The sequence below is a fragment of the Hymenobacter sp. genome (assembly GCF_036388155.1).
Taxonomy (GTDB): domain Bacteria; phylum Bacteroidota; class Bacteroidia; order Cytophagales; family Hymenobacteraceae; genus Hymenobacter.
Map to the genome: position 1 here is coordinate 18,997 of NZ_DASVSI010000074.1, position 25,133 is coordinate 44,129.

The window sequence follows — 25,133 nt, forward strand, 5'->3', positions numbered from 1 at the left end:
TGGGTGGAAGAATTATCTAGCTGATAGAGTCTATTAGGTCAGAGAAAGGCCGCCGGTGCGGTACTAACGCCGTGAGGTCGATAGCATAAGACAGTTCGCTGATGGCAGTAGGTAAGTCGGAGGCCCGCAAGCGTGGTAGCGAACCAGCCACCCGAACGGTCTGCTCGTAGCTCACTGTGAAGCCTTCGGTAGCATATAGGTCCGCCTGAGCATGGAAATACCCGGCGAGCTGCAGGCGGTGCTGAAAATGAGTGGCAGCAGTTGGCTCAGCATGGAGTAGTGCGGCTAGGTCAGCAACTAAGCCGGGTAGGGTTTCGCCGGTGCCTGAGCCAATTTTCAGAGCAAGGTGAAACAGCCACAAGGCCGTCAGCGGGGCATCATCAAGCTGAGCCGCGTTGCTGATATGAATAGCTTGGCTGGTGCCAGAGGTGGTCTTTGCTTCCAAGGCTACGGTTCCAAAGCGGAAGTCCTGCGGCTCGCGTAGCGGGCCCGCCCAGGCTACTGCTACCGACTCTGCTGTCAGGCCCGTTTCCAGCAGGCGGCGCATCAGAAACAGTTCTCCATAAAGTCCTTGCCGTGCCTGCGGCCCCAGGCCTCCGGTGGGCACCTTACCAAACAGCTCCTGCCAGCCAGCAATTCGGTCAAGAAAGGCCTGAAGCTGGCTGGTGCTGTCTGTTTCAGGCGCAATGGTTTCTACAATATCGTAGGCCAGTACAGCAAACAAGTCACCTAGTTCGGGTTCAGTCAGGCGCAGCGATACATAGGCAACACTGTCATCATCCGGGTGCTCGACCGGTTCCAGCGCAAGGCCGCGGGGCTGGTCACGCATGCGGGTATTACGGGCTAAGTAACGCGGTACCCGTAGCATGAGCAGGCGGGCAGGTAACTCGTCAGAGTCACTGCGCAACAAGCCGGCAAACACCGGAACTGCATCCGAGCCTGACAGGCAGGGAAGCATAGTCAGCAGCACGGGGCCAGGGGTGCGGTCCTCGAGCTCCTGCCACAATATGGCGGGCGTCATCATAGCTGGTCTTCGGCGTCTTCCTCTTCTTGGTCCAGCTCGTCGGGGTAGTCAAATTCCTGATGGAACTGACTATTTACCATGTATTCAATGCCCTCATCGCCGGGAATAGCCGGGAAGCTGATTGCATAACCCATAACAGGAGCATCTGCGGTAAATCCTTTTATCAGCGTTTTCTTCTTGTAATCGAAAGGGTCCAGTGGGTAAAGCAGAAGAAGCGCTTCCTCCGGCGGGCGGCGGGCCCGGATGAATGGGCCGCTCGGACGGTCCGGTTCCTTGGGCGGGTCTGGAACAGGTGAGCCAGGCTTGAGGCGTTCTAATTGCTTCTGGTACTGTTCTTTTCTAAAAGCTTTTGTTTCATCAAGTGCTTCCATAGCATCTGTGGCCGAGAGGTCAAGGTACTCGTGCTCACCACTGATGATATGGGATTTGCTTACCATATATTCAGCACCTGCAGGCGTTGAATCGGTACGGGCAGTAGTGGTCACCTCTACTGACGCCCCGCCCGCGCCGATGGGGAAAGGAAAGCGTCGAACATCAGGAGAAGCCTTCTTCTTAGCTTCAATCAACACCACCCGCCAATTGGTCAGGTAGCCCTCGCGTGTTTTTTCCCCGATGTAGTCAGTCAAAAGCACTTGGCTGATATTGTCCTGCCCTGTACGGAATGCGCGCAGAAAATCAAGCACTACTTCGGCAGGCACTCCCTTCCAGCTATAAGGCTGATTACCCAATTGCTCATGGGTACCCAGTTTTTTCAGCATTGCGTTAGTGGCCTCATAGTTGCGGCGGGCACGGGCGGCATCGCGGGCAAATGTATAGGTTTCAATCAAGGTGTCAGCATAGCTGAGGCGCATTGGCCATGCATCACGCAGCTTGTTCGTGGCGGTAATCTGTAGCACACCAGGAAGCGTCCGGACTTTGAGGCCGTATTCGCGGGGTGTTTTGTTCTGGTGAGCCATTACGTCGAACTGCCGCCGCATTTCCTCGGATGCCAGGGTAATGTGGCGATACCAGCGTATCAGCTCTTCGCTGGTGAACAGCCGGCACAGGTCTACATAGCCAGGGCGGTAGCCAAACCAGCGTCCCATTTGCATCAGGGTATCGTACATCTTGGACGCACGCAGATAGTAGCTAATGCAGAGGCCTTCAAGCGTAAGCCCCCGGGAAAGTTTGTCGCCGCCAACAGCAATGACAAAGAGTCCCTTTACCTTCATGTCCTTACGCTCATACTCCTCATAGTTGAGGGGGCGGTGCAGTGGCGCGTTACGGTCCGGAGAGCCGTGTACTATACGCACTTCAATGCGTGAAGCAGCCGGCCAGAGGTGGGGCTGTACTTCTTCCCAGGTAAGCTCGGTGACGCCCGGGTCTTGGTACTGAGTATCCATGTCTAGCACGGCACGGGTTACAGGGCGGTACTCGTTTTCCCACAATTCCTGCAAATGGCTTTCGAGTGAGCCGAGGTTGGTCTCTAACTCTCCCTGATAGTTTTTCAGCAATGCATCAATCAGGTTGCCGAGTCGGTTTTGCCAATTGGTAAAGCGGGTGACGTGGACGAGCATGGAACTGTGCTCGTCCTGCTGGCCCCGTGCAATGCGCGCCGCGCAGGAAAGGATAAAGTGACATACTGCACTCTGCAGGCTGTCAGGCAGCTCGTGGGGTGGCTCGTCGTCCTTCTTGTGCTTATCCGGAATCAGGTCCTGGTAGTCGTCAATCTGAATGCGAACAGGAAGCAGGTTCTTTTCTTCGTCGTGGTCATCCGGCTCACCGAGGCCGAACATACGCTCCGGGCCTATGTAGTTAGAAGGAGCAGGAATGTTGATAATAAAGTCGCGGGGAAACAGGTCCTGCCCAACGGAATAGCCCTTATTATGAATGTTGATGCCTAAACCAGTGTAGTCAGCCTCATCCAGCAATGGGATGAAAACGTTGGCGAAAGGTGTGGCAGTATATCCTACATAGGCCCGCTGCTCAAACAGCGACAACAATGCCCGGATGGCGCCATTTATGGTAGAGACGGACGCTTTGCTAACATTGATGGAGGCATTGTCAGCCTCGTCATCAATCAACAACATAGGAAGGTTCGTAATGAGCTGCCTGCCGTCGAGCAGTGGCTGTCCGAATCCACGTAGCCAGTTAATAAGTGAACGTAGTACGTGCGCGTTCTTCTTGACAATGGCGATTACCGGGTCATGCCCGCGTAAAGCGATACCCTGAGCCTGGGCTGCTCCCTGTGTGAAGTCACCGTTTATTGCACTGGTGGTGATGGAATGCGCTGCCACCTTTGGGTCGCGCAGACCCACCCCGATGACATTATGGTCCTCACTGTGGCTGCCAATAAATCCTTGGTCAATCCGCTTCTGGGTTTGCTGGCGCAGGCTGCTGTGAATCCCGGTCAGCACAATTATCAGCTGAAAACCAGAGTCGGCTGCTTTACATACCAAGCCGGTATAGTTACTGGTTTTGCCAGACTGAACATTGCCGACAACCATACCGCGGCGGTCAAACTGCTTGCTGTCCTTTGGGTCATGCAGGCGGTCCAGAATATCATCCGTCAGGTTGTCAAGCTGGTTAATGGTATCCGGTGACATTTTTTTGTCAAACAGCAGGTAGTCGCGGTAGCGATTCCAGAAACGAGCCGGACGCTCGGCACGCGCAGCTCGTACCCAGGGCTGATAAACGTCTTTGTCTTCCAGAATCCGGTAATCATGTGAAATGACCCTATAATGAGCTGTTAGCTCAATGATGAGCTTGCTACGGTCAACCCCCGGAAAGATTTTTGATACCTGTTCCACAGCTTCGTGGATGGTCTCGGCTGTCACTCTGGTTTGAGCAGACAGCAGCGTAATGGCAATACTTTTGGCTTGTTCGTGCATCAGAGTAGCTAATCAGAGCAAATCAATCAGGTGGGGGTAGTGGCTGAATGGCTCCATTAAAGAGAGGAGCTTTTTGGTTTCGTCGGCTGAACGGCCAGAAGCTATCAGGTCGCTGTATAGCCGGCGTAGCAGTGTATTGACTTCATCCTCGGCATGTTCGTAAGGCCGTGCTTGGTCGCGGGGCTTTTCGGCTTCGTTAAGCGCAATGAGCGGAACGGGCACAGTCTCCTCAATCAGCCGCAGGGCTGTATGGATTGCGCTGCTATCGCCCGGGTTCTTTAAAATAACCTGAATAAGCGGGTGTTCCCGGTTCAGTTCATAGAAGCGTTTGCCTTGGCGGATACGCTCGTTCCAAACTGGGGTAAACCCGAGGTTGATGCTGCGCTGCAACTTACGGCCCCGGGCCCGATACACCTCGGCCGCATGGGCGCGGGTGTATGCTGCAATCCTTTTCAGCTCAGCTCTCAGCAGAGCGGGTGGTCGTGCCACAGATTTACGAATATCAATCTGCCAGGCAGCATCAAGCGTGTTTGGCAGGTCGACGATAATGCGGGCCAGTTTGTGGTGCTCGTCGCGTCGGAACATGCCGAGCCAGTCACCAGGTACCAGAAGGCGTTGGTTGCGGTAGATGTAAAAGCCTTGGTGTGCGTTCCATCCCCGGATACCGGACGCTTCGTCAAAGACTGGAGTACTGAGCCGGTTGTGGTGGGGCAATACATAGGCCAATACTTTTACAAGGCCGCTGCCAATCGTCTCATCCAAAACTACCTGGCTGGCGGCGCCGAATCGTTCTTTGTCGGTAAGAAAAGGGTCCCAGGGCTCAAGCTCCCGCTCGTTCACAATGATTTTGAGGCCTGATTCGAGGTAGCGGTGGAACACCATTGACAGGTGGCGCTTCACATCCGTAATGGCCTTGGTAAATACGGCAAGGTGGTCGTCGTTGCCTTCGTTGAGCCCACCGGTAAGGCGGTCAAGCTTCTCCCAGTAAACGACGGTACCACGCGGCTGCTGTTCAAGCTGGTGGCGCAGGTTGTCTTTGGAAAGGAAGGTGAGCAGGCACCAACGGCGGGTGTCGTTGATGTGGTCAAGGTCCCAGCAACGGAATTTTACAGAACCACCAGTGACTTTCGAAAGTACAGTAAGTCGGCGGGCCTGGGAAAATGATGCTGTTTTCAGACCCAGCCCGAAGCGGCCGAGGTCGGCTGCAGAGCGTTCCTGGGATGGATGAAGACTGCCTGGACGCATAGCCTCGACAAGCTGGCTCTCATCCATCCCATAGCCGTCGTCGGCAATGAGGAGAGATGAATCTTCACCACGCCAGTCAAATTTCAAAGCAATGCGTCTGGCGCCAGCTGTGATGCTGTTGTCGAGTATATCGGCCACTGCTGTTTCCAGCGTGTAGCCCATAGCCCGAAGCGTCTGCATCATAGAGTCAGCGCGCGGAATAGTTTCCTCAGAGGGAATATTGGTAAAGTTCATATCATAGATGAGATGGTATAGTGGCCAACTGCGTTGCAGGTACCTGCCAGCTGGTTTGTATCACGGTGTAGAAGTGTTGACGTGGCTGCAGGGAAGCAGCGGGATTATTGATTACCTGTAATGAGGGTTCATCGTGGACGCTGCTGATTATCACAAGCCAGTAGCGAATGCCAACGCTTTGTGCCACCCGCCATTCTTTAGGAGTGAAGGACACGCCACCACTCTGGCCGGCGGTTCCCTTCAGTTCAATATACTGGTCGGGATGCCCGTCATTTTGTAATAGGAAGTCGTACCCATCTCCATGCTGGCGGCGGTCGATTAATGACCCGGTGAAGCTACTACGGCCAGCGCTGTGCAATTCTATAAACAGGTTTTCCGCAACAGCACCAGTTATTGACCGCTGGTTGGTAGTCTGAAGCTGGCGGGGCTTGCTTTCTGCTGGAGCGTTAATAAGCAAGTTATCCAGAAGGCGAACCTCTGGCGCGTCCGGGCCATCCAACAGGCGGGCTACCAAAGTGCGCAATGCCTCTTCATCAACATCAGCCAGCAGACCGTGGATATGTGCTTCTGAAGTGGAAAGAGGGCGTTGCCACCAGCCACGGCGCCAAGCAAAAAGTGGGTCAAAGCCATCCCGTCGGTTCTTAACGTACGAGCCCTTCACGTCAAGTTTAGCGCTTACATCAGCGTAAGCTTCGCGCCAAGTTGAGTATCCCAGTCTCTGGATAGCACCTTTATCAAAACGAGCAAAGTAGTATGCGACCACAGCTACAGCTGAGCGGTCTGGCGCGGCAGGCATGGGTAGATGCTCGTTTCGTCAACAGGATTAATAATTAACTGATGTTACGCAGTGAGTTGGGCGAGTTGCTGGTACATGGCTTTTAGTCCAACGGCGTAGAGTTGGGCTTTGAGGCGAAAATGCCCCAGGCCATGCCGAAGTTTGAGCACTTCCAGCTTGGTATAGGCCAGCAGAGCGGCAAAGAAATGGGTGGTCTGGGTAGCGGGCGTTTTGGTGGGCGACTGGCCCATGGAGGCGTTCTGTTTGAGCGACTTGTGGTATTCTTCCACTTTCCATCTTCTCTGATAAATCGTGGTCAATTGGCAGTACGTCAAGTTAGTGTCGCTGCCAACCAGATATAACGTGCCTTGGCTTCCATCTTTGTTCGTAAAGACTTGTCTGGTCACGAGCACCGCCTCTGGGACGGAGCGCAAATAGACGCGCAGGGGTTGCTTATCGGGAAAAGCCAGCGTCTGCACGGCTTGAAACTGGCCGGCGGCCCGCGCCTGGGCGCTCAGGGCCACCGTGCGGCTGCTTTCCAGGGCAAACAGAAAGTGGTGGCCTAGCGCCCGCACCAGGTTCATGTTTTCGGCCGAGGCGTACCAACTGTCGGCCAGCAGGTAGCGGTAGCCCACTTGTTGCTGGGCCACGCGCAGCATCTGCTGCACGTATTCGTTCTTGGTGAAGGCACTCTGGTAGCTGGTTTGTTGCGTCTTCACGTTGTAGACGGGTATGGTCTTGGCCACGAGTTCGGCGGCAATCGGCAAGGCCAATTCGCCGGCCTGGTAGAGCAAGGTGACAAAGTTGAGTCCCTTGACAAAGCGCTGCTGACTATGGTCCCAATGCGTGCAAATCAACTCGTTGGCGTCCGTGTGCGCCTTTTCCAGAATCGAATCATCGACGATAAGCACGGCAAACTCCTCTGCCTGGCGCCGGGCTTCGGCTTGCCGAATCAGGGGCTTAGCCTGCCGCCATAAGGCCGGTGAACCCAACGAGGTACTGCGCAGCCAGCGCGTGATGTGGTCGTGACTGAGCGCCCCGTCCAACAAGCGCGACAAGCCCGTGGCCGTTGTCGGGCCAGTGGAACTCACCAGATAATCCGTATATAGGTCGAGTGTGCAAGTCATCATCAAAATGATAAACGGCTAACGTAACCAGCCGACTGCGTAACATCAGTAATTAACACCAAGAAAAGCTATCCTTGGTGTTGTCTGGGTTTTTAATCCTGTTTAAAAAGTGGGACGGGTGCTGGTGCATGTAATCGGTCTACTTTGCCGGAGCGGTTCTTTCCAATTGGAGATTCAGGAGGCAGGAACTCACCCTGACCATTCAGTGCATCCCAGACGCTTTCGGCTATGCGGGTGGCCATCAGTGGCGGAACTGCGTTGCCAATTTGCTTCAGGACGGACGTACGGGAACCTTCGAAATAGAAATTGTCAGGAAAAGACTGAAGTCGGGCTGCCTCCCGGACAGACAAGGAACGAGCCTGTTCTAGGTCTGGATGAATATAGTAGTGCCCATCTTTGTGAATGTGGGCTACTACGGTCTGCGAGTAGGTTTTATCAGCAGCAACTACCTTGAATCGGTCACTGAATCCGTCTTTATTCAAATGAGACTGGAAGTGTCCTGGTAATTGGCTGTAGCGCAGTCGAGGCTTTTCCTCACCGCAGGTATTCCAGTGCTCGATGTAGAGCCTGTAGATATCACGGTCGGACGCAGTGTGTGGACGGGCAACGTGCCAGGTCAGTACCGGACATTCTTCGCGCAGGCGCGAGTTGATAATGTAGTCGGACTCCAATCCCCTTTCAAGACTAACCGGATAGTTGAAAACAGGCTTAACAGCTCCTTTTTTGGCCTGTTTCCCTTTCTGGCTTTCTTCAATGGTAAGCGGCGGCAGGTTGGCCAGAATCTCACCTACGGTATGTTGGTCGCGCTGTTGGGTACGAAAAGCAGGGTAACCCAACTTTGTCTCGTTAACAGGCCACCCAATGATGACCAGACGGTCGCGGCTTTGCAATACGCCAAAGTCGCGGGCATTCCACTCCCGCACATCCATGTGGTAGCCAGCTTCGAGGAAGGTCTGCCGAATCAGAGAAACCTGCTGTTTCTTCCGGAAACTAAGCATCCCCAAAACGTTCTCAAAAACGAACATCCGCGGCTTGTATTTCTTCAGAAACTCCGCGTATTGCACGTACAGACGGCTGCGCGGGTCATCTTCCATCGCCTCGCGGCCTTTACGGGCACGGCCGGCCACCGAAAACGTCTGGCAGGGTGGTCCGCCAATAATCAAATCTATCTGACGGTGGTTTTCCGGCAACAGCTCTCGTTGCGCATCAATTAAGCGGAAAATTTCATCGCGGGTATCCTCTCCAATCGGCATATTTATTACCGACTCCATCAGCCCGTTTGGCATCATGCCATATAAAGCATCACGGCTGATGAGGTTGCGCAGGTATTTGTTGTAGAGCTCCCGTTTATCTTCCTTTCGTAGCTCATACCAAGCAAGCCGGGTACGGATAGAATCACAGGCGTCACGGTCCATCTCAACGTGTGCCACCGGGTGGAAGCCTGCGTTGTGGAAGCCTTCCGACAGGCCACCTGCTCCTGCGAAAAGGTCAATATAATTCATGTTATGGTAGCTTATGCGAGGCGTATATCCGTAGGATATACGCGCAAGTACGACATAAACGATGAACATTTGCTAATGTGCCTGGCGTGTTATGGTTGAAAAAAGTTGCATTAGGGTGTGTTCGCGCACCGCTGGTTTCAACTCGCATTCCCACACGGTCAATACGTTCCAGCCAGCTGCGGCCAGCTCAGCTTGCTGTCGCTCATCATTAGAAACATTCTTGCCGATTTTGTTCAACCAGAAGTCAGTGCGTGTTTTCGGAACGACAAAGTAGCGGCAGCCTTGGTGTTTATGCCAGAAGCAGCCGTGAACGAACACGACGGTTTTGTATTTTGGCAGTACTAAATCAGGTTTGCCTGGCAGGCTTTTGTCATGCAGGCGGTAACGCAGGCCGTGAGCATGTAGGTATTGGCGTACTAGCAGTTCGGGCTTGGTGTCCTTGCCCTTAATCTGCGACATGTTATAGCTGCGCGTAGCAGAGGAGTGTACATCGGTCATAATGCACCAAACGCAGAAGAATCTACAGAGGTGCTTCTCTTTGAGAAATGTTTGCCGATGTGATTACCCGCTGAGGATTTCAATGCAACTACGAACAATGCGCATCGTCCACGCCGATTATTGTCCCGGACAATTAGGGGTGCAAAGCTATCGTCGTGGCGGAACATTAAAAATTATTTCACGTTATGCTAGCAATGTCCCGGACGTTAGTATATTTGTGTCATGGAACCGTTTGAAGAAGCAATACAGCTGCTGGTTAGTAAGCGGCAGTTGTTAGAAGAGCAGAGGCAGGCGATTGAGGCCCAGATCTACAAGATGCAGGCAGCAATTGATGTGCTCGGTGGCAAAACTCCTGTTGCTGCGCGCGAGGAGCCAGAAGAGAATGATGAGCACGAATACCTGTCAAGTGGCAGACAAATGTCATTGCTTGACAGGTACCCTGACGCCAAAGAAGTACTCAACCATCCGTATAATCCACATGCCAACTGGCGTGACAGAGTACTGCACGCGTTAGCTGCAATGGGCCCAGCTTATGTACCTCAGATAGCAGGGTATATCCTTGACCATCAATCAGAACTTGAGCCGGAGTTCGTGCGCCGGAAGGTTACCAGAATCGCCTCGGATTTGAGCGCTATGCATGTTATCAAATCCGAGCGGGAGGGCACGAGGAATCGTTACTCTCTCTAAAAAATAAACAAGGCCACCCGTTGGAGCGGGCGGCCTTGTTTGGGGGGTGCCTAGGCAGGGGCGCACGGCTTGTCATCTGGGCCCTGGGGTTCAATTCCCCCACCCTCCACTTGAATCACCCGGAGGACATTATATGTCTTCCGGGTTCTTCCTGTGTAAGGTACACTGGGAAGCAACACAAAGTTACGTATTCAGCGCGAACTTTGGTATATGCTATCTTTAACAGTTATGCGTGCCCGACACTGCGATATTTTCAAGGCCCGGGACGCTCGGTATTACGTGCGCTTGGAGACTGCGCCGCACAGCGAGCAGTTTGACTTTTACGGCCCGTTTGAGGCTGCTGGGCTGGCACTGGACTACCTGCAGCAGGCGCACGGCATTGAGGACGAGTTCTACCTGGACGAAAGTGGCCGGCGGTCGGTGCCCGTGCCGATACAGCCAGCCGGCACCGACGCTTAACAGGCTACGCACAGGCCGCCAGCGGCACAGAGCGACGGCCTGACTCATCGAGGAAAAAGTCCGTGCCGATGGCGCGGTACTCCTGCAACCAGCTGAGCGCGGCGGAAGCAGTGGGGAAAGGCCCCAGGTGTTCGAAGCTTTCGCTGTAGGGGGCCGTTTCGAGACGAGCATAATACTGGCCGTCGCGGGCACGGTAGATGTCGCAGTGACGCTTTAGGCCGGGTACTGCCGGGGTGGCCGCTGGGTGCGAAGCACAGTAGCGCAGCAGCGCCGTGTACTTCTTCCGGCCCTGCGCGATGAAGCCGGGCGTGGCGCTGGCATCGAATACCCAAACTTCGTGCGAGGCATTCTTCTGCACGCCGATAATCAGGAAGCGGTCGGCATTTAGTGCGTCGAGGTACAGGGTGGCCTGGCGGTCATAGTCGTACTGCTCGGCGCTGGCCAGGAAGTGCGGCAGGTCCTGGCAGCTGGTGGTTTTGAAGTCGATGAGCGTGGTGCGGCGGCCAGCGCGGCTGATTACGAGTAAGTCAGGGCGGATTTTAACGGCTACACCGGTGGCGGTGTGAGTGGCCGTGTGCGTCAGCTCGGGGGTGCCCCGGTATAACAGGTCGCGGCAGTAGCGGTGGCGGCGTACCTGGCGGGCCAGCTGCTCCAACTGCTCCCACGGGCATTTCTCGGTAGTGCGGGCGTAGGTGGCCGGCTCCAGGGTGGCGGTGTGGAAGTGAGAGCCGAAGGCCAGGGCCTGCGGGTTGGGCTTGCGCAGCTGGCCGAGTACCTGGGCTTTCAACTCGGAGAGGTCGGTATTGGAAACCTGGGGCAGGGCGCGGTGCTGCTCCTGAGTGAGGCCGGGGTAAGCTTGCAGATTGTGAAACATGGGGTTGATGGCTGACAGGTGAATATTGGGAAGTAGTGGCCCGCTGGGGCCGCCCACCCCTGGGCGGGATAGGCGGCCGGCGTGGCAATCAGGCGGCAGGCAAAGCTGCCGGGGCGTCCGTTTCGATGCTGTGCGGGTCGTCGCCTTCGGCGGGCACGGTGTAGCCGTGCTGGATTCGCATATCGGCGGCACCGGTGTAGGTTTCGGCCCGCCAGATGGGCAGGTCGCGGGCGTAGTCGCGGCGGGCGGCTACCTCGGCCGCATCGGCGGCTTCGTAGCTGAACTGGGCGATGTAATACACGGCTTTCTTGCCGTCCTTGGTCGTCTCCTTCTTCTCGGCCTGCACCTTTACCGTTACATCGGCAAGGGTCAGGTCGTCGTAAAAAAGCGGCTCGATGAGGCGGTACAGGTTTTCGACACTGTAGCCGTGGAAGAGCACGGCGCAGATAGCGCCCTTCTCGTCGGCATAGAAAAGCTCGGCCCACAGCTTGCGGCCCATGTTCAGAATATCATCCTGGAAAATGCGCCAGGCCAGCGGAATGAAGCTGAGCGAATTGCCAAGCGGCACGGTGCCGCCGATGTTGAACTGGCCGGCCTTGGCATCGAAACGCACCTGGCGCGGGTGGCCGGGCAGGTAGCGGAAGCGGGACACTTTGGCAACCTCGCCGGTTGCCTCGTCCAGCTTCTCGATGAGGTAGGCGCGGGCGGGCTTTTCGGCGACGGCCGTAGTGGTGGGGGCGGCCGGGGCTTCGGTGTCGGCGCTGCGCTGGGCTTTTACTTTGGTGGACATAACGGGAAATAGTTGAGTATTGGAAATGAAAAAGCGGGGCCTGTTGGCGGTCGGCCCCTGCACCGTTGTGAGTTACCTGGCCTCCGTGACCGGCGAGGTCAGCACGTAGTATTTGCGGAATAAGGCCTTCGCTTTGGTGAGGCTGACGGACCGCTCGGTTAGGAGCACAGCGACTTTGGAGAGGCTTTCCTTTTCGTAGCCGTAGGCCTGGAATAGCTTGGTTTTCATGGTGGGCTGAGGGAAAGGCGGGACCAGCCGGAGCCGGCCCCTGGTTGATTAGCGGAATTGCTTGTCGTGGCAGAGGATGGCGCGGCCTACAATGGAATCGACGCCCCGCGCTTCGGGCTGGTGGTGGTACCAGAGGTAGGTAGCCACTAGGTTGACATAGCAGGGGCTGCGGAACTTGCCCTCGTCGTCGATGATGAGGATGAGTTCGGGCGTAAGGCGGACGACATCAACCAGCCGGCAATCGAGCAGCTGATACAACTCGGCCAGCTTGAAGCTGCGGCCGTTGGCGGGGCTGACGGGCTGCGGGCTGGCGCTGTGCGGGTCGAGTAGATGAGGCTGGTAGGTGGTGGCGGTTTTGACTGGCATGGTGAAGCTGATTAGGGGGCCGCCCGCATCGAGAGGCCCCGGTGGGTTAATGAGTGCCGGCGGCCTGCGTGGCCGGGTAGGCGTGGGCGCTGGCGTGGTACAGCTGCACGGCGGCGGCCAGCGCCTCGTAGCAGGTGGCCCCGGTGCCGTGGTAGTGGCCGGGACAGGCCGCATCGGGCGGGGTGCCGATGGTGATATTGAAGCGCGTGCCTTTGGCGAAGGCGTAGCCGCGCACCGTGCAGCCGGGCAGCGGAAAGCAGGCCGCGGCAACCTGGAAAAAATTGAGGGCAAGGCGGGCAATCATAAAAGCGTGTATAGTGGCCGCGCTGGGGCATGCCGGGTGAAAAAGGGAGGCCGGCTAGTAGCCCTCGACCTCGAAAATCATCTGCTCGTATTCACCATCTTCCCACTCTTGCTGCTCCTGCTCGTGGTGGTACCAGGCTTGGCGCTCCCATTCTTCCTGCTCCTCGTAGAATGCGGCCTGGGCTTCATCAGCAGCTATTTCTTCGCTGCGGAGTGCGCACAGCTCCGCCTCGGTGGGTTCGTACTCCATGAAAAAGGGGCTTTGTGGCCCGCACCGATGCCAGCGCGGGCCTGATGGCTAGAAAATGGGGTAGCTGGCGCGGGCGGCCTGCAGGGCGACCCCGGCGGGGCTGGCGTGGAAAGCGGCGGCGGCAGCCTTGTAGGTGGCCTGGGCCTCGCGGCAGCGGATGATGGCGGCGCGCAGCTGAGCGAAGCGGCCCGGCTGGGGACTGTAGTCATCGCGCAGCGCATACTTGGCGGCCCGGGCATCGAAGTAGGCCGAATGGGCGCGGGCCAGCGCTTGGCGGGCGGCTACTGCGGCGGGGGCGATGGGGGCCGGGGCGGGCTGGGGTACTGGCCGGGGGCGGGGCGGAAACATGGCCTCCAGCCGGGCAAGGGTAGCGTGCAGGGCGGCCAGCTTGCCGGCAGCCGCGCCCACGACGGGCGCGGCTGGGGCAGTGGCGACACTAGGCATGAGCGGGCACCCCGGCAAACTCATCCTCGGCCTTCATAACCTCCCACACGGCCGCGAAGGCATAGCCGGGGGCTGCGGCGCGCATGGCACGAAAAGCCTTGCGAAGCGCCTCAAACGGGCAGGGCGACGAGCCGGCGAAGCCGCCCGAGGGCTGGCACTCCGGCCGTGCCTCTAGGCTGAGCATGACGTGCCACGAGGTGCCGCCCTTGCTATAGGTGGCGGCTGATTGAGAAATGTAGATGCCCGAGAACGAGCACAGGGCGGGGCCTTTCCAGGCGGCAGCGGCGAGCTGCAAAAGTTGGTTGGGTTGCATGGCTGTAGATGTTAGCCGTGGTTGCCCCGCGCCGTAGGCCTCCGGGTAGGGCGGGCAGCCGGGTCTTTCCCGACTTGCTACCCAAAGATACAAACAAAATGTTTGTAAATCAAACAACACGCAACCAAAAGAAGGATAAATAAGGGTGTTTTTTAATGCCTGGCCTGACCGGTAAAGTGCAATTATAGGTGCTGTTGTTGCCGGGCGCGGCCGACTGAACAAAGCCTAAATGCCTTTTTGCCGGGGTTTGGGGGCGGCGAGCCCCCAATGGACCCTCGGCGGAGCCGGCCTTGTGAGGGTGTAGCGGCCTTTTTGGCTGCGGAACCCGAGGAGGATGACCGGGCTTTTCCAGCCTGGGCATGATGACGGGGGCTTGGGGCTCTCCCCAATGAAACCCTCCGCGAAGCGGGCCTTGCTTCTGCCTGCGTGGCATGAACGTAAGCTTTACCCGCAGGTGGCAGGCCTTTTTCGGCCTGTGGCCTGCAACCGAATCAGGAGGTGCTGACGGGTGGCGTGAGGCCTTTTCGGGCCTGGCGCGGCCCGGCAGCGGTGTGGCTGGCGTTGGGGTGCTTCCTTGGTTGCTGTGGAAGCTACAGAATCGGTGCGGTGGGGAGAGGGGCGGTACGGCGCTGCAATGACCGAAGCGACCAGAGCGCAGCAAGCGGAGGGAATGAGGAGCGCAGGAACTAAGCGACGAATGGACGTGGCGCAGCGTCGCGGCGGGAGTGCAGGGAATGAAAGCGACGGCCGGCACCGGGGCGGCTGGCTCGGGTGGAGCTGGCGCGCTGCCTGGCGTGCGCTGGATTTTGCGGGTGGCTGGCCGGGCTGCGCGCCAGCGGTGCGGTGGGCTGGCGTCTGGGTAGAAGCGCTGGAATCTGCTGGGTTAGTGCGGTAGGGAGAGGGCCGGGGCGACGTGGAGCGCAGGAGCAGACGCCGCGTAGTCGGGGGTTCGGGCGGAGAAACGGAGCCCGAACCCCCGACGAAGCAAGGCCGCGACGCAGCGCAACGGCGACCGGGGCCGGGGCGTGGGTTTGGAGGGGCCTGTCGGGCGGCACGTCCCGAAGGGCGGGTGGCCCGGCTGGCGGTGGGTTGGCCGAGCGTCTGGGGGCGCTGGGTGAGTTTAGCGTGACAAGGGTAGTATCTAAATGGTGCTGTCCGCAACAGGGATAGTAGCCAAGCCGCCCATCGGGAGGCTGCCCGCAGGGCCGAAGCGAAGCGTAGTGGCGGATAGCCCGGCCCGAAGGGGTTGCTCAAAATAATTCAATAATGCGGCTGGTTGGCGGGTGCTGTACTATGTTGCAAATTGTAACGTAAATTCGTGTTGGATTCATTATTTGTAACAAAGCAAAACCTAATGCCATGTTCAGCAGCACGAAAACCGGGCACCTTGCCCACATCCTCGCAACGGCCCTCGTGGGCCAGGTGGCCAGCAACGAGCTGACGCCGCCCGACCCTGGCCAGATTGAGAACTACGGGCACCTCATCATTCAGGCGCTGGTTGCCATTGTCACCATCTGGGCGACGGTGCGCAAGGCCTTACAGAAGCCTGAGAATGTGGTGAAGGCCCCGGTTGTGGGTGTAGTGGCAGGTCCGGCCGTGCCTGCAGATACTACCGCTACTTCATCTGCCGCCGATGTTACCGAGTAAGGCAGTAGTCGGCGCGGCGCGGGTGGTGCCCGCGTTGAGCGAGGTGCAGACGCGCAGCCAGGCGGCGCGGCTGGGGCAGGCGGTGCCGAGCCTGGCCGCGGCCTACGCGCAGGCGCTGGCCCGGTGGATGGGCGACCCGGTGCTCCGGCTGGCGGGTCTGCCCATTGTCACCGAGTCCTACCGGTCGCCGGAGCGGCAGGACGAACTGTATCGGCAGGGACGCAGCAAGCCGGGGCCGGTTGTGACGTACAAGCGGGGCGGAGAGTCGAAGCACAATGTTTTGCCGAGCCGGGCCCTGGACGTGGCTTTCCTGCTGGCGGACGGGTCGGTATCGTGGTCGGGGCTGCTGTTGAGCAAGTTTGCGCGGCTCGTGAAAGCGGCCGATGCGCGGGTGCGGTGGGGCGGGGACTTCCCGGGGGATTTTAAGGACCGGCCGCACTTTGAGGTGTAGGGCCGAAAAGAAACGAGCGGGCCAGATGGTCCGCTCGTTTTGGTTTACTTGCGTCCGTATGGCCCTCTACTCTTATGTACTCCGCTTTGATACCGGCGACGCTCCCAATCCTTACGGCGGCGTGTGTACGCTCACCGTTTGTAAACCGGCAATTCGCCGTACCGCTCAGGTAGGCGACTGGATTATTGGAACCGGCTCCAAGCACGCTCTCGACGGTATTGTTGGCTACCTGGTTTATGCAATGCGCGTAAGCCGTAAGCTAAGCCTGGCCGAGTACGACTTGTACTGCCAGCAAGAGTTGGGTATTAAAATTCCCGGGCATGCCGCCTATGCACACCTGCGCGAAAATATCGCCGGCGACTCTCTTTACGACTACATAAAGCTGACCAGTAGTGGAGCACCACAACATCGGGGCGGGCCTGTTCATGCGGAACCAGCTTTACAGGTCAGAGACTGGAGCGGCAAGTACGCTTTGCTTTCGGACCGATTCTACTACTTCGGATGTGAGCCCAGGGCAATGCCCGAACATCTCCAGCGGATTGTTAAGAAGAATCAGGGCCATTACCGGCGCACCGACGCGAATGAAATAGCAGCCTTCGAGAAGTGGCTTGAGGATGAAGGATTCGAGCGGAACAAAATCTATGCTGACCCACAGATGCCGGTTTGGGGCAACAATACCGACGTTATTGGAGATATTCCGATGCTACCTGCCTGATAATTGAGAAGCAGTTCCACCATGTATGTTCGGCGGTCTGTTAGCGGTGCCTACCCCGCTGCATTTTGTTGATGACGTAGGTAACGACTCCCCATACTTGGAAACGGTCGCCTAGCAGGCTGGTGTCGGTGGGGCTGTGGTTGGGATTGTCGGGAATGAGCCAGTACCCGTCAGTCCGCTTTATAAGCCGCTTGACGGTGAACTCGCCGTCGACGGCTGCTACTACAATATCGCCCGACTCGGGAGTGAGGGAGCAGTCGACGGCCATCAGGGCACCGGTGGCAATGTGTGAGGGCGCTCCGTCCATGCTGGTGCCCTGGACGCGGGCAAGATAGGTAGAGTCAGGATGGGGCACCAGCAGATTATTCAGGTCGATTTTGCTGATTGGCGACCCGTCGGCCAGGCTGGGAGTACCAGCTGGAACAGGCGTTTCGCATTGCAGGAGCCACAGAGGCTCACGGATGACCTGCAGAATTTCAACGGTAGTCATAATGCTATCAGTGGGAGTGGATTGGCGGTTGTAACGGCAATAATACTAATAATGTTAGTAGTTGTTTGGCCAATATGGTTAGTAGATAGTATTTGTGCACAGCTGGAAAGCGCCTCTGTAGTGAATCCCGACCCTTTTTGTAGATTAGGACGGACTAAAAAAACTTCGGTGCGGCTGGATTTGGGCAGCCTTAGATTCAACAGATGCGCTAACTTCCCGTCATCATGTCGAATAAAGCAAACTGGGCCGTGGGCCGAATGGGGCCGCGGCAGAAGGCGAAAGCAAGGGTTAGGCTGGCGCAGATTTGCGCGAACTGTGGTGCCATAGAAAACCTGACGCTGGACCACAAGGTGGCCAGAGCGCACGGCGGTACGAATAGCAGCAACAACCTCCAGATGCTGTGCGAGCGGTGCAACTTTGCCAAGAGCCTGGTTGAGCAGCAGGTTTTGGCCCGTCAAACAACCACCTTTGCAAACGAGCAACAAATCTGCTGTTGAAATGAACGCCACGCTTTACCTACCCCACCAGACGCCGCAACTGGTATCCGTCGAGGGACTTTGTATGCCGGACCTGGCAACTGGATTTGCGCGGGTGCCGGACCAGGTGCCGGGGCTGCTGGGCTGCGCGCCGGGGCTGGTGGACGTGCTGGCCAGCGGGCCGGAGTACGTGGCCTACTCGGTGTTCGACAGCGAGGGGGAGGCAAACCCGGCGGCTATGGCTGCGGTGGCCGCCGTGTCGGGAGTAGAGTTTGATTCGGAGGATGAGGACGAGATACTGCGTGGGGCGGTGCTGGTTGTTGTCCAATAATAACTTCATTCACACGATGGAGCCGCAACAAGAATTGACGGGTGTTATTAGTGACTTTGCGCAGGCGCTTGCCGCTTCGTTTGACCCTGACCAAGCCGCACATGCCGTTATCAGTCTGGTTCGTGAGGTCGATGTAACCAATGAGTCCCTGAGCGGTGTTCCGGTTACGGATATAATCTCACAGGAAGGACTTGATGCAGCTGCCAGGTTTTTTAAATTCGGTTTCCCATTTGCTTTGCGTGCGGTCTATCCTGCTGTTCAGCAATTAGCTACTCACTATTATTCGCCGGCATCAGCGAATGAGACGGAATGGGCCCAAGAGGTTATTTATAAGAGCGGGAAGGCGGCTATCTGCGCGCAATTAACAGACGGTATACCTGCTGGTCTTGTGCGACTCACCAAGCCTAGTGACAAGGAGTTTTTATTCCGCTACAGCCATGCCAAGTGTGGTATAGAGTATTTTGATGAGATAGATGCAAGCTTTGTGAGGCGCCATCTTACCAAGCAAATGCTGGAAGAAGCCGAGCTTCTTAGCTTAAAAGTATCGGCTAACATCGAAAGGATTATGGCAGAGTCGCTGAGCAATCCTGATGGAGTATTTATCAGCTACAACATTCCTGGAAGTGTATGGGCCACGTTTGTCAGACAGGCTCCTTATCAGGTGGTTCTGATGCAAGGCCATGATGACTTTGGCCAAGACGAGGTTTTTGGTGGCGTCTGCTATGGCCAGTATTGTCAGGCAGTCGAATATCTGATAGCCACGGCTCTGATGCATACTCATTTCTGCACTATGCTAGGTCGTAGGAACCCAGAGGTAGATGCAGGGGTGATATTGACGCGCGTTGATGAGAAACAACACGTCATTGAGGAATTGGGTAATTATCTCGGCACCACCCCAAAAGTTGCAGAACAGGTGCTGTCATGTCTGTGCATGACCCCGGATAATTCCGAGTCATATTTGAGCGAGCCGGGCGCCCCGCCGCCGCCATACATTCAGATTTCAAATAACCAGCTTGTGCGCTCTGCAGCCGGGTGCATGATTAACCCGTTCTGTTTTCTGAATAAAAGCCTCAAGGCTAAATTCCGAAAAGACTATGACAAGCTTGTAAACGAGCGGGAGGCGCGGTTTATGAACGATGTCTATTCACTTTTTGAAGGTGAGCGTTTTATCACTGTGAATCGTACAGTTGACATTTCATCCGATAAAGGAAATACAGACTTGGATGCGGTTGTTTTTGATACTCAAACAAAAACACTTGCTCTATTTCAGTTAAAGTGGCAGGACCCGCTGGGCGAATCAATAAAACTGCGTCGTACCAAAGCAGATAACTTATTCAAAGCGAATGATTGGGTAGATAGGGTCTGTAGTTGGCTGAAAAGCAAAAGCGGGCCGGAAATCCTACAGCATGTGCTGAAAACCAATGGTGCATCCCGCAAGAAGGAGTTAAAGGAGCTAAAGGATGTGTGTCTGTTTGTTGTCGGGCGACACAACATGCATTTTAGTAACAGAGAGATGGATAACAGGGCGGTCTGGGCTTCCTGGCAGGGGATTTGCGCCGCGCAAATTCAAATTGCGGCATTTGTACAAGATGACCCCATTTGGGCTCTGTACGCGAGGCTGCGTATTCAGGAAGCAGATGGCCGAATCAGCCGGGATGACGTGCCTCCGACTGAATATGATATGCAGTTGGGGTCATATACCATCCGGCACACTAGCGCCTGAAACAGGAATCACAGGCAGCCAATTAAGCAGACAGGTTGGAAAAAACGCCCCTACGCATCGAGCAGGCGGCAATGACTTCATCGGTGGCTCCGTTGCGGTGCTTGGCAATATCGAACAGCACCGTATCGGCAGTAGCGGTGCCGTCCTCGTACTCGGCGATGTTGTAGTATTCGCCGCGCCAGAGAAAAACGATGCAGTCAGCGTCTTGCTCCAGGCTGCCGGACTCGCGCAGGTCGGAGAGTAGCGGACGCTTCTCGCCGCCTCGCTTCTCCACGTCGCGGGAGAGCTGGGAGAGGGCGATGACGGGGGCGTTTAGCTCTTTGGCCAACTCTTTCAGGCTGCGGCTGATGCTGCCGACTTCCTGCTCGCGGTTACCCTTTGTGTCGCCGCGCATGAGTTGGATGTAGTCGACCAGGACTAGGCTCAGGGGTTGCTGGGCGTGGAGGCGGGCACACTTGGCGCGTAGCTGCTGGATGGTGAGGCCGGGCGTGTCGTCGATGTGCAACTGGTGGCCGTGGGTGCGCAGGCGCTGGGCCTGCTGACGGATATGGGCTACCTGCTCCAGACCGCCGGGGAGGTTGCCGCGGCGGAGGTCGGAGTTGCTGTAGCCGGGAACCTCGCTGGCAATCATGCGCTGCATGAGCTGCAAGGTGGGCATTTCGAGGCTGAAAATGGCGGTGTGATGGCCGTGGTCGAGGGCGGCGGTGCGGGCGAAATGCAGCAGGGCGGCCGTTTTGCCCATCGCGGGGCGGGCGGCTAGGATGATGAGGTCGCCGGGCTGCCAGCCGCCGGTAAGGCCGTCGAGCTGAGTAAGGCCGGTAGGAATGCCGGTCAGGCCGTGCTGGCCGACAGACTGCGCGAGGCGGTCAAACGTGGGGTCGAAAGCGGCGGCAGCGGTCTGGCCGGGCTTGGTTTCGAGGGTGCGGTGAAGGCTGGTGAGGTGAGTCTGGGCGGTGGCCAGCAATTCCAGCGGGTCGCGGGCATCGTCGTAGCCGTGGGCGGCTAACTCGGTGCCGGCGCGGATGACGACGCGGCGGGCGTGCTGTTCTTGGAGAATGCGGCAGTGGGTATCGAAGTGCGCGGCCGAGTTGATGCGCATGGTCAGCTGGGCCACGAAGGCGGGGCCACCGATGCGCTGCAGGGTGCCCTGGTGGCGCAGCTGCTGCACGACGGTGAGCTGGTCAGCGTGGTCGCCGCGGGCTACCAGGTCACGGATGGCCAAGTAGACCTGCTGATGGGCAGTGGAGTAGAATACTTCCTCGGTGGGCAGGGTGACGAGCAGGGCGCGCTGGGCGTCGGCTTCGAGCAGGGCCGCGCCGAGCACGGCGGCTTCGAGGTCCAGGGCCTGCGGGGGCAGCTGGCCGGTGGTGGGGGCGGAAATGCCGGGGCGGCGGGCAGAATAGGGTTTGGGGCGGTCTTCGGACATGGTGGGGTTGGGTTAGCTCCAGCGGGCGGGGTCAGTGGATTTGGGGGCGGTGCGGGCGCGGGCAGGGGCTGGCGGGCCGGTGCCGGTGCGGGCGGCGGCCGTGGCCTGGAACTGCGGGCGGCGGCGCATCCAGTTGCGGAAAGAGGCGCGCCAGTCAACCATCAGGGTTTTGCCGCTGACGCGCCAGCCGTTGCTTTCGTAGTGGTCGTGGAAGGTGGCGGCCTCGGTTTGGGCGTCGGCGCTGGTGGGGTGCTGCGCGGCGGCGTATTCCTGGACCTCGGCCAGCGTGGGCGGCACGCCACCTTTGGGGCGTTTGCCGGCCGGCTTCTCAACTTTCTTTTCGGTGGCGGGCGTGGGCGGGGCGGCTTCAGCCGCCTCCCTCTCTATTACCGAAGTTGTAATTGAAGATGAAAATGAAGGGGTTGGAATTTGCTTAACCCGGGTAGTTGCTTTTTGCTTAGGCTTTTGGTTAAGCAAATTGGGGTTACCGCCCTTTTTACCCGCTTCCGTGCGTATCCGGCGCAGGTTCTCATCTTTGACCATGCGGCGGCAGAACAGCGCGCCGTCGGACTCGCGGCGGCTGGCGACGCCGTAGGTTAGCAGGGTGGTTAGAATTTGGTTGGCCGTTTGGTTATCCAAACCGAGGCGGCGGGCAATGACGGCATCGGGCATGGGCTGGCCGTTGACGAGGAGCACGCCGCGCTCGTCGCTATCGTGCATCATCAGCAGCAACTCGAACCAGGCCCCGCGCTGCGCGAGGTCGAGGGCCTGGACGCCTTGGTCCTTGTGCCAGTCGCCGGGGTAGAATTGGATGGCCGGGAGTTTCATGCGCGCGGTGGCGTGGGCACCAGAAGGGCGTTGGTGGGGGCGGGGTGCTCGAACAAGTCAAGCTGGCGGTAGTCGGTGCATTTGCCGCGTAGAGCGGCTTCGGCTTCGGTTAGGGCCGTGGCCAGGGTGGTTTCCAGCAGGCCGGTGTAGGGGTAGCTGGCCTGCTCGTCGTCGAAGGACTGGTAGGGCGTGGTCAGGTTCAGGACCCGGCCGCCGGTTAGCTCGCGCTGGCCGATGAGCGTGACGCCGCTCTGGCTGCGGCCCATCGAGAAGCCGGTGACGGTGAAGGGCTCGAACAGCGCGGGCAGCTCCTCGGACTCGTCGGGCCAAAAGTCAGGCGTCTCGGTCAGCTGCTCGGCCAGCAGGCAGAGGTGCGGTACCAGGCGGCTGAGGGCGTGGGTCAGGTCGGGGTGTACCTGCTCGGCGCATGTTAAAGCGAAAGCGCGGGGCGGGGCCTCCTGGGTACGCTGCTCGGTGAATTCGCAGGTCAGGTGCTGGTCTTTGACCTTGACTTTCTGAATGGTGATGATGGAAGTAATGGCCTCTGGGCTATCAGGGCCAACGATTGGGAGTAGCTGGGACATTGGGGAACGGGGAATTGAGCCGCCTGTACCGGCAGCGGGTGGGGCTACCGTTTCGAGTAGCGGATTAAGACAGGTGCAATGGGAAGCGGCGGCCGATGGCGCGAGGCTAGGGGCCGCTATTGAGCCGGCGGGCGGCGGCCGCGGGTGCGGGGGCCGGCTGGGGCTATCAGGGCCGCGTCGGTGCGGTTGCGGCGCTGCCAGTCGTGAATCTGGGACAGCAGCACCCGGTCGCCGCGGCTGGACTCGCCGGGCATGTAGTGCAGGCGGCGCGGGTGGTGGTCAGGCAGGCGCATGTAGTCGCGCAGGGTTTCGGGGTGCAGGTCGAGGAGGTCAGCGGCGCGGGGCACCGAGTAAGCCGGGTCGGGAGCGGGCGTATCGGCCAGCTGGCGGCGGGCCTCGGCGGCGCAGGCCTTCTCCAGCGACTCGCGCACCCAGGCGTGATTGTCGGGCATCCGTACGGTGACTTGCAGGCCGTCGGCGGTGGTAGTGGTTAGCTCAGTCATGGCCGGGAGGTTCGGAGCTTTTCGGGTTTGGGTAGCTGCTCGGGATAGTAGCGGCTGGGTGGCGTCGGGAGGGGGCCCAGGGTGCGGCGGTAGTCGATGATGCGGGCGAGCTGGCGGATTACCTCGTCGGCTACTTCGGTGTTGAACTCCACTATTTTCATGAGCACCCACTTGTATTCCAGCTCGGTCAGGTAGTGAGTAGCCAGAAGCCGGTAGATTTCCTCCTGTTGCTGATGGTTAGCAAACTTGTACTCGCCGAAGTGGGTCGGGCGCGGGCAGTTCAACAGGGCGGCATCAAGGGCGGAAGTTGCTTCCTGCGGGGCCTCGTGCAGATTGTAGGGCGTGCTCATTGGATAGAGGGGTTATGGCCGGCTAGCTGGTTGAGGTCGTGCTGTACCGACTGGCTGCCGGCTTCCTTAATGAGGCGCACAGCCTCGGCAACGGCGGGGTGGGCGGGCTTGGCCTTCTGCAAAGCCTTGGACACGGCCGCGTGGGACATTTTGAGGGAGCGGGCAATGCTGGAAATTGCGCCGTGCGGCAGCAACAATCTCAGGTCTGCCGGCGTAGCTGTGGTTTCAATTGGTTGCATTTTAGTTTTGATATGTTACCTTTGATTAGTTGATGCCGCTCAAATGTAGGTAAAAGTTACCAAATGTTACAAAATGACTACACTGGAACGCAAAAAAATAAGCTCAGTTAGTCCGTTGCCGGAACTGAGCATGGCGGAGCGGCTGAAAGTTGTTAGGCAGGCCCGCGGCCTGACGCAGCAGCAAATGGCTGACTTGCTGGAAATCTCGCGGCCTACCGTAGCGCAGTTGGAAGGCGGCCGGCACCAGCCCAGCACGGAGGTGCTGGAAACCATTGTTTCGGAGTTGGGAATCAGCCGCAACTGGCTATGGTTCGGCGGCGGGCCGATGGACGATACCAGCACTAAGGGCGGTGAGGTGGTCGTATTCGGCAAGTTTGCGGATGAAGAATTCATCGATTGTCCGTTCATTACGGTGCCGGTACGGGCCGGCTTCGTGGAACTGGTTGCGACGGAAGGCGACTACGGCCAGTACGAAACCATGCGGATTTACAACCCCAGCCCCGAGCTGCGAAAACCGGGTACGCTGGTGTTTGAAATTAACGGCGACTCGATGGAGCCGCAGCTACGCGCCGGTATGCTGGTGGCCGTGACGCCAGTTCCGATGGCGGATATCAAATACACGGTGAGCGGGGTGTACGTGGCCACGTTCGGCAACCAGCTCACGATAAAACGGATTAAGGATAATGACCTTCTGACCAAGCGGCAGCTCGTGCTGCACTCCGATAACCCGCGGGCCGGCATGCTGACTGTGGCGGCGGAGGATATTCGCGGGCTGTGGAAAGTGGTGGATATTATTCGGGGGCGGGTGGAATAGGCAGGGAGCCTCACAATTGATTGAGGCTCCCCGCAGGGAGCCTCAGAAATTTGGCCATAAAAATCCTGTCATTAACCGGGACGAAAACCGGGACGGATATTTAATAAAACGCCTTTATTGTGTTTTTAAGCGGTTATTACGCACCCAGGAGGGAGCGCTACAACACAAGAAGCCCGCCGATAACCGGCGGGCTTCTTTGTTTTCAGACCATTCAGGGCACATTTGGGTTTGGCGGTTCGGCTGTCGTCGGTTGTTTTTGGAAACAAGCCGGACGAAACTACATGGAAACGCCCAAGCTGTTTAGAGCAAAGCCGTGTTCGCTTCCGCTTATGGGTCGCATAGGTCGATAAAGCAAGGCAGTGCCCGGTGCGGCTAATTGCCCGCTGGTACGGTTGGGAGTCGCAAACTTGTCGACCTATTTAACCAGCTTTCTGATGCGGCTCCTATGCGCAAAAGAGCACCGCCACGAGTTGTAGCGGTGCTCTTTTGCAGCGACTGTGCCCATATCTGAACCGGTAGTGGCAAGCCGTACCTAACGGCAGCTACTTGAGGAATGCTGGGAGGAAA

31 protein-coding genes are annotated in these 25,133 nt (G+C 57.9%); 9 read left to right on the forward strand and 22 right to left on the reverse strand.

The features are described from left to right. Positions 1-16: 16 nt before the first annotated feature. From VF629_RS10700 to VF629_RS10730, 7 genes are all read right to left on the reverse strand, one after another. Complete coding sequence (locus VF629_RS10700) at positions 17-970, reverse strand: PD-(D/E)XK motif protein (RefSeq protein WP_331058468.1); 954 nt, start codon at positions 968-970, stop codon at positions 17-19. Between the two features lie 50 nt (positions 971-1,020). After that, positions 1,021-3,894: a Z1 domain-containing protein gene (locus VF629_RS10705; protein ID WP_331058469.1), complete on the reverse strand. Its 2,874-nt coding sequence runs from the start codon at positions 3,892-3,894 to the stop codon at positions 1,021-1,023. Positions 3,895-3,906: 12 nt separating this feature from the next. Further along, entirely contained in the window at positions 3,907-5,373 is a 1,467-nt protein-coding gene (locus VF629_RS10710) for an ATP-binding protein (RefSeq protein WP_331058470.1), read from the reverse strand. Position 5,374: 1 nt separating this feature from the next. Beyond that, on the reverse strand, positions 5,375-6,169 hold the full coding sequence (locus tag VF629_RS10715; protein ID WP_331058471.1) for a DUF3883 domain-containing protein: 795 nt from the start codon (positions 6,167-6,169) through the stop codon (positions 5,375-5,377). Between the two features lie 44 nt (positions 6,170-6,213). Further along, entirely contained in the window at positions 6,214-7,278 is a 1,065-nt protein-coding gene (locus VF629_RS10720) for an IS701 family transposase (protein WP_331058472.1), read from the reverse strand. 89 nt (positions 7,279-7,367) lie between these two features. After that, positions 7,368-8,777 (reverse strand): DNA cytosine methyltransferase, encoded by a 1,410-nt coding sequence (locus VF629_RS10725; protein ID WP_331058473.1) that lies wholly within the window; start codon positions 8,775-8,777, stop codon positions 7,368-7,370. 72 nt (positions 8,778-8,849) lie between these two features. Then, a complete protein-coding gene (locus tag VF629_RS10730) occupies positions 8,850-9,275 on the reverse strand; it encodes a DNA mismatch endonuclease Vsr (protein WP_331058474.1) in 426 nt (141 codons plus the stop codon). 222 nt (positions 9,276-9,497) lie between these two features. Here VF629_RS10730 and VF629_RS10735 point away from each other — a divergent pair, with 222 nt between their 5' ends. Together VF629_RS10735 and VF629_RS10740 are read left to right on the forward strand one after the other, a co-directional pair. Next, positions 9,498-9,962 (forward strand): hypothetical protein, encoded by a 465-nt coding sequence (locus VF629_RS10735; RefSeq protein ID WP_331058475.1) that lies wholly within the window; start codon positions 9,498-9,500, stop codon positions 9,960-9,962. A gap of 228 nt (positions 9,963-10,190) precedes the next feature. Next, positions 10,191-10,421 carry a hypothetical protein gene (locus tag VF629_RS10740; RefSeq protein WP_331058476.1) on the forward strand — a complete coding sequence of 77 codons (231 nt, stop codon included), beginning with the start codon at positions 10,191-10,193 and terminating at the stop codon, positions 10,419-10,421. 4 nt (positions 10,422-10,425) lie between these two features. Here VF629_RS10740 and VF629_RS10745 read toward each other — a convergent pair whose 3' ends face one another. The 8 genes from VF629_RS10745 to VF629_RS10780 all read right to left on the reverse strand — a co-directional run bounded on the left by VF629_RS10745 (position 10,426) and on the right by VF629_RS10780 (position 13,989). Then, positions 10,426-11,295, reverse strand: coding sequence for a PD-(D/E)XK nuclease-like domain-containing protein (locus tag VF629_RS10745; RefSeq protein ID WP_331058477.1), 870 nt, complete (start codon positions 11,293-11,295; stop codon positions 10,426-10,428). Positions 11,296-11,383: 88 nt separating this feature from the next. Then, a complete protein-coding gene (locus VF629_RS10750; RefSeq protein ID WP_331058478.1) occupies positions 11,384-12,085 on the reverse strand; it encodes a hypothetical protein in 702 nt (233 codons plus the stop codon). 72 nt (positions 12,086-12,157) lie between these two features. Next, entirely contained in the window at positions 12,158-12,313 is a 156-nt protein-coding gene (locus VF629_RS10755; RefSeq protein WP_331058479.1) for a hypothetical protein, read from the reverse strand. A gap of 48 nt (positions 12,314-12,361) precedes the next feature. Beyond that, positions 12,362-12,679 (reverse strand): DUF3846 domain-containing protein, encoded by a 318-nt coding sequence (locus VF629_RS10760; RefSeq protein ID WP_331058480.1) that lies wholly within the window; start codon positions 12,677-12,679, stop codon positions 12,362-12,364. Between the two features lie 46 nt (positions 12,680-12,725). Continuing rightward, a complete protein-coding gene (locus VF629_RS10765) occupies positions 12,726-12,983 on the reverse strand; it encodes a hypothetical protein (protein ID WP_331058481.1) in 258 nt (85 codons plus the stop codon). A 54-nt stretch (positions 12,984-13,037) separates the two neighbouring features. Next, positions 13,038-13,232 carry a hypothetical protein gene (locus VF629_RS10770; protein WP_331058482.1) on the reverse strand — a complete coding sequence of 65 codons (195 nt, stop codon included), beginning with the start codon at positions 13,230-13,232 and terminating at the stop codon, positions 13,038-13,040. A gap of 48 nt (positions 13,233-13,280) precedes the next feature. Continuing rightward, entirely contained in the window at positions 13,281-13,676 is a 396-nt protein-coding gene (locus tag VF629_RS10775) for a hypothetical protein (protein ID WP_331058483.1), read from the reverse strand. Then, entirely contained in the window at positions 13,669-13,989 is a 321-nt protein-coding gene (locus VF629_RS10780) for a hypothetical protein (protein ID WP_331058484.1), read from the reverse strand. The genes VF629_RS10775 and VF629_RS10780 overlap by 8 nt, the downstream gene beginning before the upstream one ends. Positions 13,990-15,348: 1,359 nt before the next feature. Here VF629_RS10780 and VF629_RS10785 point away from each other — a divergent pair. The 3 genes from VF629_RS10785 to VF629_RS10795 are packed head-to-tail and all read left to right on the forward strand — an operon-like array spanning position 15,349 to position 16,802. Further along, complete coding sequence (locus VF629_RS10785) at positions 15,349-15,636, forward strand: hypothetical protein (protein ID WP_331058485.1); 288 nt, start codon at positions 15,349-15,351, stop codon at positions 15,634-15,636. Next, entirely contained in the window at positions 15,623-16,087 is a 465-nt protein-coding gene (locus tag VF629_RS10790; RefSeq protein WP_331058486.1) for a M15 family metallopeptidase, read from the forward strand. Before VF629_RS10785 ends, VF629_RS10790 begins: the two co-directional genes overlap by 14 nt. Positions 16,088-16,145: 58 nt before the next feature. Continuing rightward, the gene (locus VF629_RS10795; RefSeq protein WP_331058487.1) at positions 16,146-16,802 is read left to right on the forward strand and encodes a hypothetical protein; all 657 of its coding nucleotides are present in this window, start codon (positions 16,146-16,148) and stop codon (positions 16,800-16,802) included. Positions 16,803-16,842: 40 nt separating this feature from the next. On the opposite strand, the gene VF629_RS10800 is transcribed toward VF629_RS10795, so the two are convergent. Then, the gene (locus tag VF629_RS10800; RefSeq protein WP_331058488.1) at positions 16,843-17,292 is read right to left on the reverse strand and encodes a LexA family protein; all 450 of its coding nucleotides are present in this window, start codon (positions 17,290-17,292) and stop codon (positions 16,843-16,845) included. Between the two features lie 224 nt (positions 17,293-17,516). On the opposite strand from VF629_RS10800, the gene VF629_RS10805 reads away from it, so the two are divergent. The 3 genes from VF629_RS10805 to VF629_RS10815 all read left to right on the forward strand — a co-directional run bounded on the left by VF629_RS10805 (position 17,517) and on the right by VF629_RS10815 (position 19,822). Then, entirely contained in the window at positions 17,517-17,789 is a 273-nt protein-coding gene (locus tag VF629_RS10805; protein ID WP_331058489.1) for an HNH endonuclease signature motif containing protein, read from the forward strand. Positions 17,790-17,853: 64 nt separating this feature from the next. Further along, positions 17,854-18,099, forward strand: a complete 246-nt coding sequence (locus tag VF629_RS10810; RefSeq protein ID WP_331058490.1) for a hypothetical protein — start codon at positions 17,854-17,856, stop codon at positions 18,097-18,099. 16 nt (positions 18,100-18,115) lie between these two features. After that, on the forward strand, positions 18,116-19,822 hold the full coding sequence (locus tag VF629_RS10815; RefSeq protein WP_331058491.1) for a hypothetical protein: 1,707 nt from the start codon (positions 18,116-18,118) through the stop codon (positions 19,820-19,822). A 22-nt stretch (positions 19,823-19,844) separates the two neighbouring features. Here the strand turns inward: VF629_RS10815 and dnaB are convergent, their stop codons facing one another. The 6 genes from dnaB to VF629_RS10845 form a co-directional block, all read right to left on the reverse strand. After that, positions 19,845-21,248, reverse strand: a complete 1,404-nt coding sequence (gene dnaB, locus VF629_RS10820; protein WP_331058492.1) for a replicative DNA helicase — start codon at positions 21,246-21,248, stop codon at positions 19,845-19,847. Positions 21,249-21,260: 12 nt separating this feature from the next. Beyond that, complete coding sequence (locus VF629_RS10825) at positions 21,261-22,076, reverse strand: hypothetical protein (RefSeq protein WP_331058493.1); 816 nt, start codon at positions 22,074-22,076, stop codon at positions 21,261-21,263. Further along, positions 22,073-22,660 carry a hypothetical protein gene (locus VF629_RS10830; RefSeq protein ID WP_331058494.1) on the reverse strand — a complete coding sequence of 196 codons (588 nt, stop codon included), beginning with the start codon at positions 22,658-22,660 and terminating at the stop codon, positions 22,073-22,075. The genes VF629_RS10825 and VF629_RS10830 overlap by 4 nt, the downstream gene beginning before the upstream one ends. 116 nt (positions 22,661-22,776) lie before the next feature. Further along, positions 22,777-23,163: a hypothetical protein gene (locus VF629_RS10835; protein WP_331058495.1), complete on the reverse strand. Its 387-nt coding sequence runs from the start codon at positions 23,161-23,163 to the stop codon at positions 22,777-22,779. Beyond that, positions 23,160-23,513, reverse strand: coding sequence for a hypothetical protein (locus VF629_RS10840; RefSeq protein WP_331058496.1), 354 nt, complete (start codon positions 23,511-23,513; stop codon positions 23,160-23,162). The genes VF629_RS10835 and VF629_RS10840 overlap by 4 nt, the downstream gene beginning before the upstream one ends. Further along, positions 23,510-23,752 carry a hypothetical protein gene (locus VF629_RS10845; protein WP_331058497.1) on the reverse strand — a complete coding sequence of 81 codons (243 nt, stop codon included), beginning with the start codon at positions 23,750-23,752 and terminating at the stop codon, positions 23,510-23,512. The genes VF629_RS10840 and VF629_RS10845 overlap by 4 nt, the downstream gene beginning before the upstream one ends. A 73-nt stretch (positions 23,753-23,825) precedes the next feature. On the opposite strand from VF629_RS10845, the gene VF629_RS10850 reads away from it, so the two are divergent. Further along, on the forward strand, positions 23,826-24,566 hold the full coding sequence (locus VF629_RS10850) for a LexA family transcriptional regulator (RefSeq protein ID WP_331058498.1): 741 nt from the start codon (positions 23,826-23,828) through the stop codon (positions 24,564-24,566). The last annotated feature ends 567 nt before the right edge of the window (positions 24,567-25,133 follow it).

Excerpts from the sequence above, each read along its gene's own strand:
- VF629_RS10705 (WP_331058469.1), bottom strand. The coding sequence starts at position 3,894 with ATGCACGAACAAGCCAAAAGTATTGCCATTACGCTGCTGTCTGCTCAA.
- VF629_RS10710 (WP_331058470.1), bottom strand. The coding sequence starts at position 5,373 with ATGAACTTTACCAATATTCCCTCTGAGGAAACTATTCCGCGCGCTGAC.
- VF629_RS10715 (WP_331058471.1), bottom strand. The coding sequence starts at position 6,169 with ATGCCTGCCGCGCCAGACCGCTCAGCTGTAGCTGTGGTCGCATACTAC.
- VF629_RS10720 (WP_331058472.1), bottom strand. The coding sequence starts at position 7,278 with ATGATGACTTGCACACTCGACCTATATACGGATTATCTGGTGAGTTCC.
- VF629_RS10725 (WP_331058473.1), bottom strand. The coding sequence starts at position 8,777 with ATGAATTATATTGACCTTTTCGCAGGAGCAGGTGGCCTGTCGGAAGGC.
- VF629_RS10730 (WP_331058474.1), bottom strand. The coding sequence starts at position 9,275 with ATGACCGATGTACACTCCTCTGCTACGCGCAGCTATAACATGTCGCAG.
- VF629_RS10735 (WP_331058475.1), top strand. The coding sequence starts at position 9,498 with ATGGAACCGTTTGAAGAAGCAATACAGCTGCTGGTTAGTAAGCGGCAG.
- VF629_RS10740 (WP_331058476.1), top strand. The coding sequence starts at position 10,191 with ATGCGTGCCCGACACTGCGATATTTTCAAGGCCCGGGACGCTCGGTAT.
- VF629_RS10745 (WP_331058477.1), bottom strand. The coding sequence starts at position 11,295 with ATGTTTCACAATCTGCAAGCTTACCCCGGCCTCACTCAGGAGCAGCAC.
- VF629_RS10750 (WP_331058478.1), bottom strand. The coding sequence starts at position 12,085 with ATGTCCACCAAAGTAAAAGCCCAGCGCAGCGCCGACACCGAAGCCCCG.
- VF629_RS10755 (WP_331058479.1), bottom strand. The coding sequence starts at position 12,313 with ATGAAAACCAAGCTATTCCAGGCCTACGGCTACGAAAAGGAAAGCCTC.
- VF629_RS10760 (WP_331058480.1), bottom strand. The coding sequence starts at position 12,679 with ATGCCAGTCAAAACCGCCACCACCTACCAGCCTCATCTACTCGACCCG.
- VF629_RS10765 (WP_331058481.1), bottom strand. The coding sequence starts at position 12,983 with ATGATTGCCCGCCTTGCCCTCAATTTTTTCCAGGTTGCCGCGGCCTGC.
- VF629_RS10770 (WP_331058482.1), bottom strand. The coding sequence starts at position 13,232 with ATGGAGTACGAACCCACCGAGGCGGAGCTGTGCGCACTCCGCAGCGAA.
- VF629_RS10775 (WP_331058483.1), bottom strand. The coding sequence starts at position 13,676 with ATGCCTAGTGTCGCCACTGCCCCAGCCGCGCCCGTCGTGGGCGCGGCT.
- VF629_RS10780 (WP_331058484.1), bottom strand. The coding sequence starts at position 13,989 with ATGCAACCCAACCAACTTTTGCAGCTCGCCGCTGCCGCCTGGAAAGGC.
- VF629_RS10785 (WP_331058485.1), top strand. The coding sequence starts at position 15,349 with ATGTTCAGCAGCACGAAAACCGGGCACCTTGCCCACATCCTCGCAACG.
- VF629_RS10790 (WP_331058486.1), top strand. The coding sequence starts at position 15,623 with ATGTTACCGAGTAAGGCAGTAGTCGGCGCGGCGCGGGTGGTGCCCGCG.
- VF629_RS10795 (WP_331058487.1), top strand. The coding sequence starts at position 16,146 with ATGGCCCTCTACTCTTATGTACTCCGCTTTGATACCGGCGACGCTCCC.
- VF629_RS10800 (WP_331058488.1), bottom strand. The coding sequence starts at position 17,292 with ATGACTACCGTTGAAATTCTGCAGGTCATCCGTGAGCCTCTGTGGCTC.
- VF629_RS10805 (WP_331058489.1), top strand. The coding sequence starts at position 17,517 with ATGTCGAATAAAGCAAACTGGGCCGTGGGCCGAATGGGGCCGCGGCAG.
- VF629_RS10810 (WP_331058490.1), top strand. The coding sequence starts at position 17,854 with ATGCCGGACCTGGCAACTGGATTTGCGCGGGTGCCGGACCAGGTGCCG.
- VF629_RS10815 (WP_331058491.1), top strand. The coding sequence starts at position 18,116 with ATGGAGCCGCAACAAGAATTGACGGGTGTTATTAGTGACTTTGCGCAG.
- dnaB (WP_331058492.1), bottom strand. The coding sequence starts at position 21,248 with ATGTCCGAAGACCGCCCCAAACCCTATTCTGCCCGCCGCCCCGGCATT.
- VF629_RS10825 (WP_331058493.1), bottom strand. The coding sequence starts at position 22,076 with ATGAAACTCCCGGCCATCCAATTCTACCCCGGCGACTGGCACAAGGAC.
- VF629_RS10830 (WP_331058494.1), bottom strand. The coding sequence starts at position 22,660 with ATGTCCCAGCTACTCCCAATCGTTGGCCCTGATAGCCCAGAGGCCATT.
- VF629_RS10835 (WP_331058495.1), bottom strand. The coding sequence starts at position 23,163 with ATGACTGAGCTAACCACTACCACCGCCGACGGCCTGCAAGTCACCGTA.
- VF629_RS10840 (WP_331058496.1), bottom strand. The coding sequence starts at position 23,513 with ATGAGCACGCCCTACAATCTGCACGAGGCCCCGCAGGAAGCAACTTCC.
- VF629_RS10845 (WP_331058497.1), bottom strand. The coding sequence starts at position 23,752 with ATGCAACCAATTGAAACCACAGCTACGCCGGCAGACCTGAGATTGTTG.
- VF629_RS10850 (WP_331058498.1), top strand. The coding sequence starts at position 23,826 with ATGACTACACTGGAACGCAAAAAAATAAGCTCAGTTAGTCCGTTGCCG.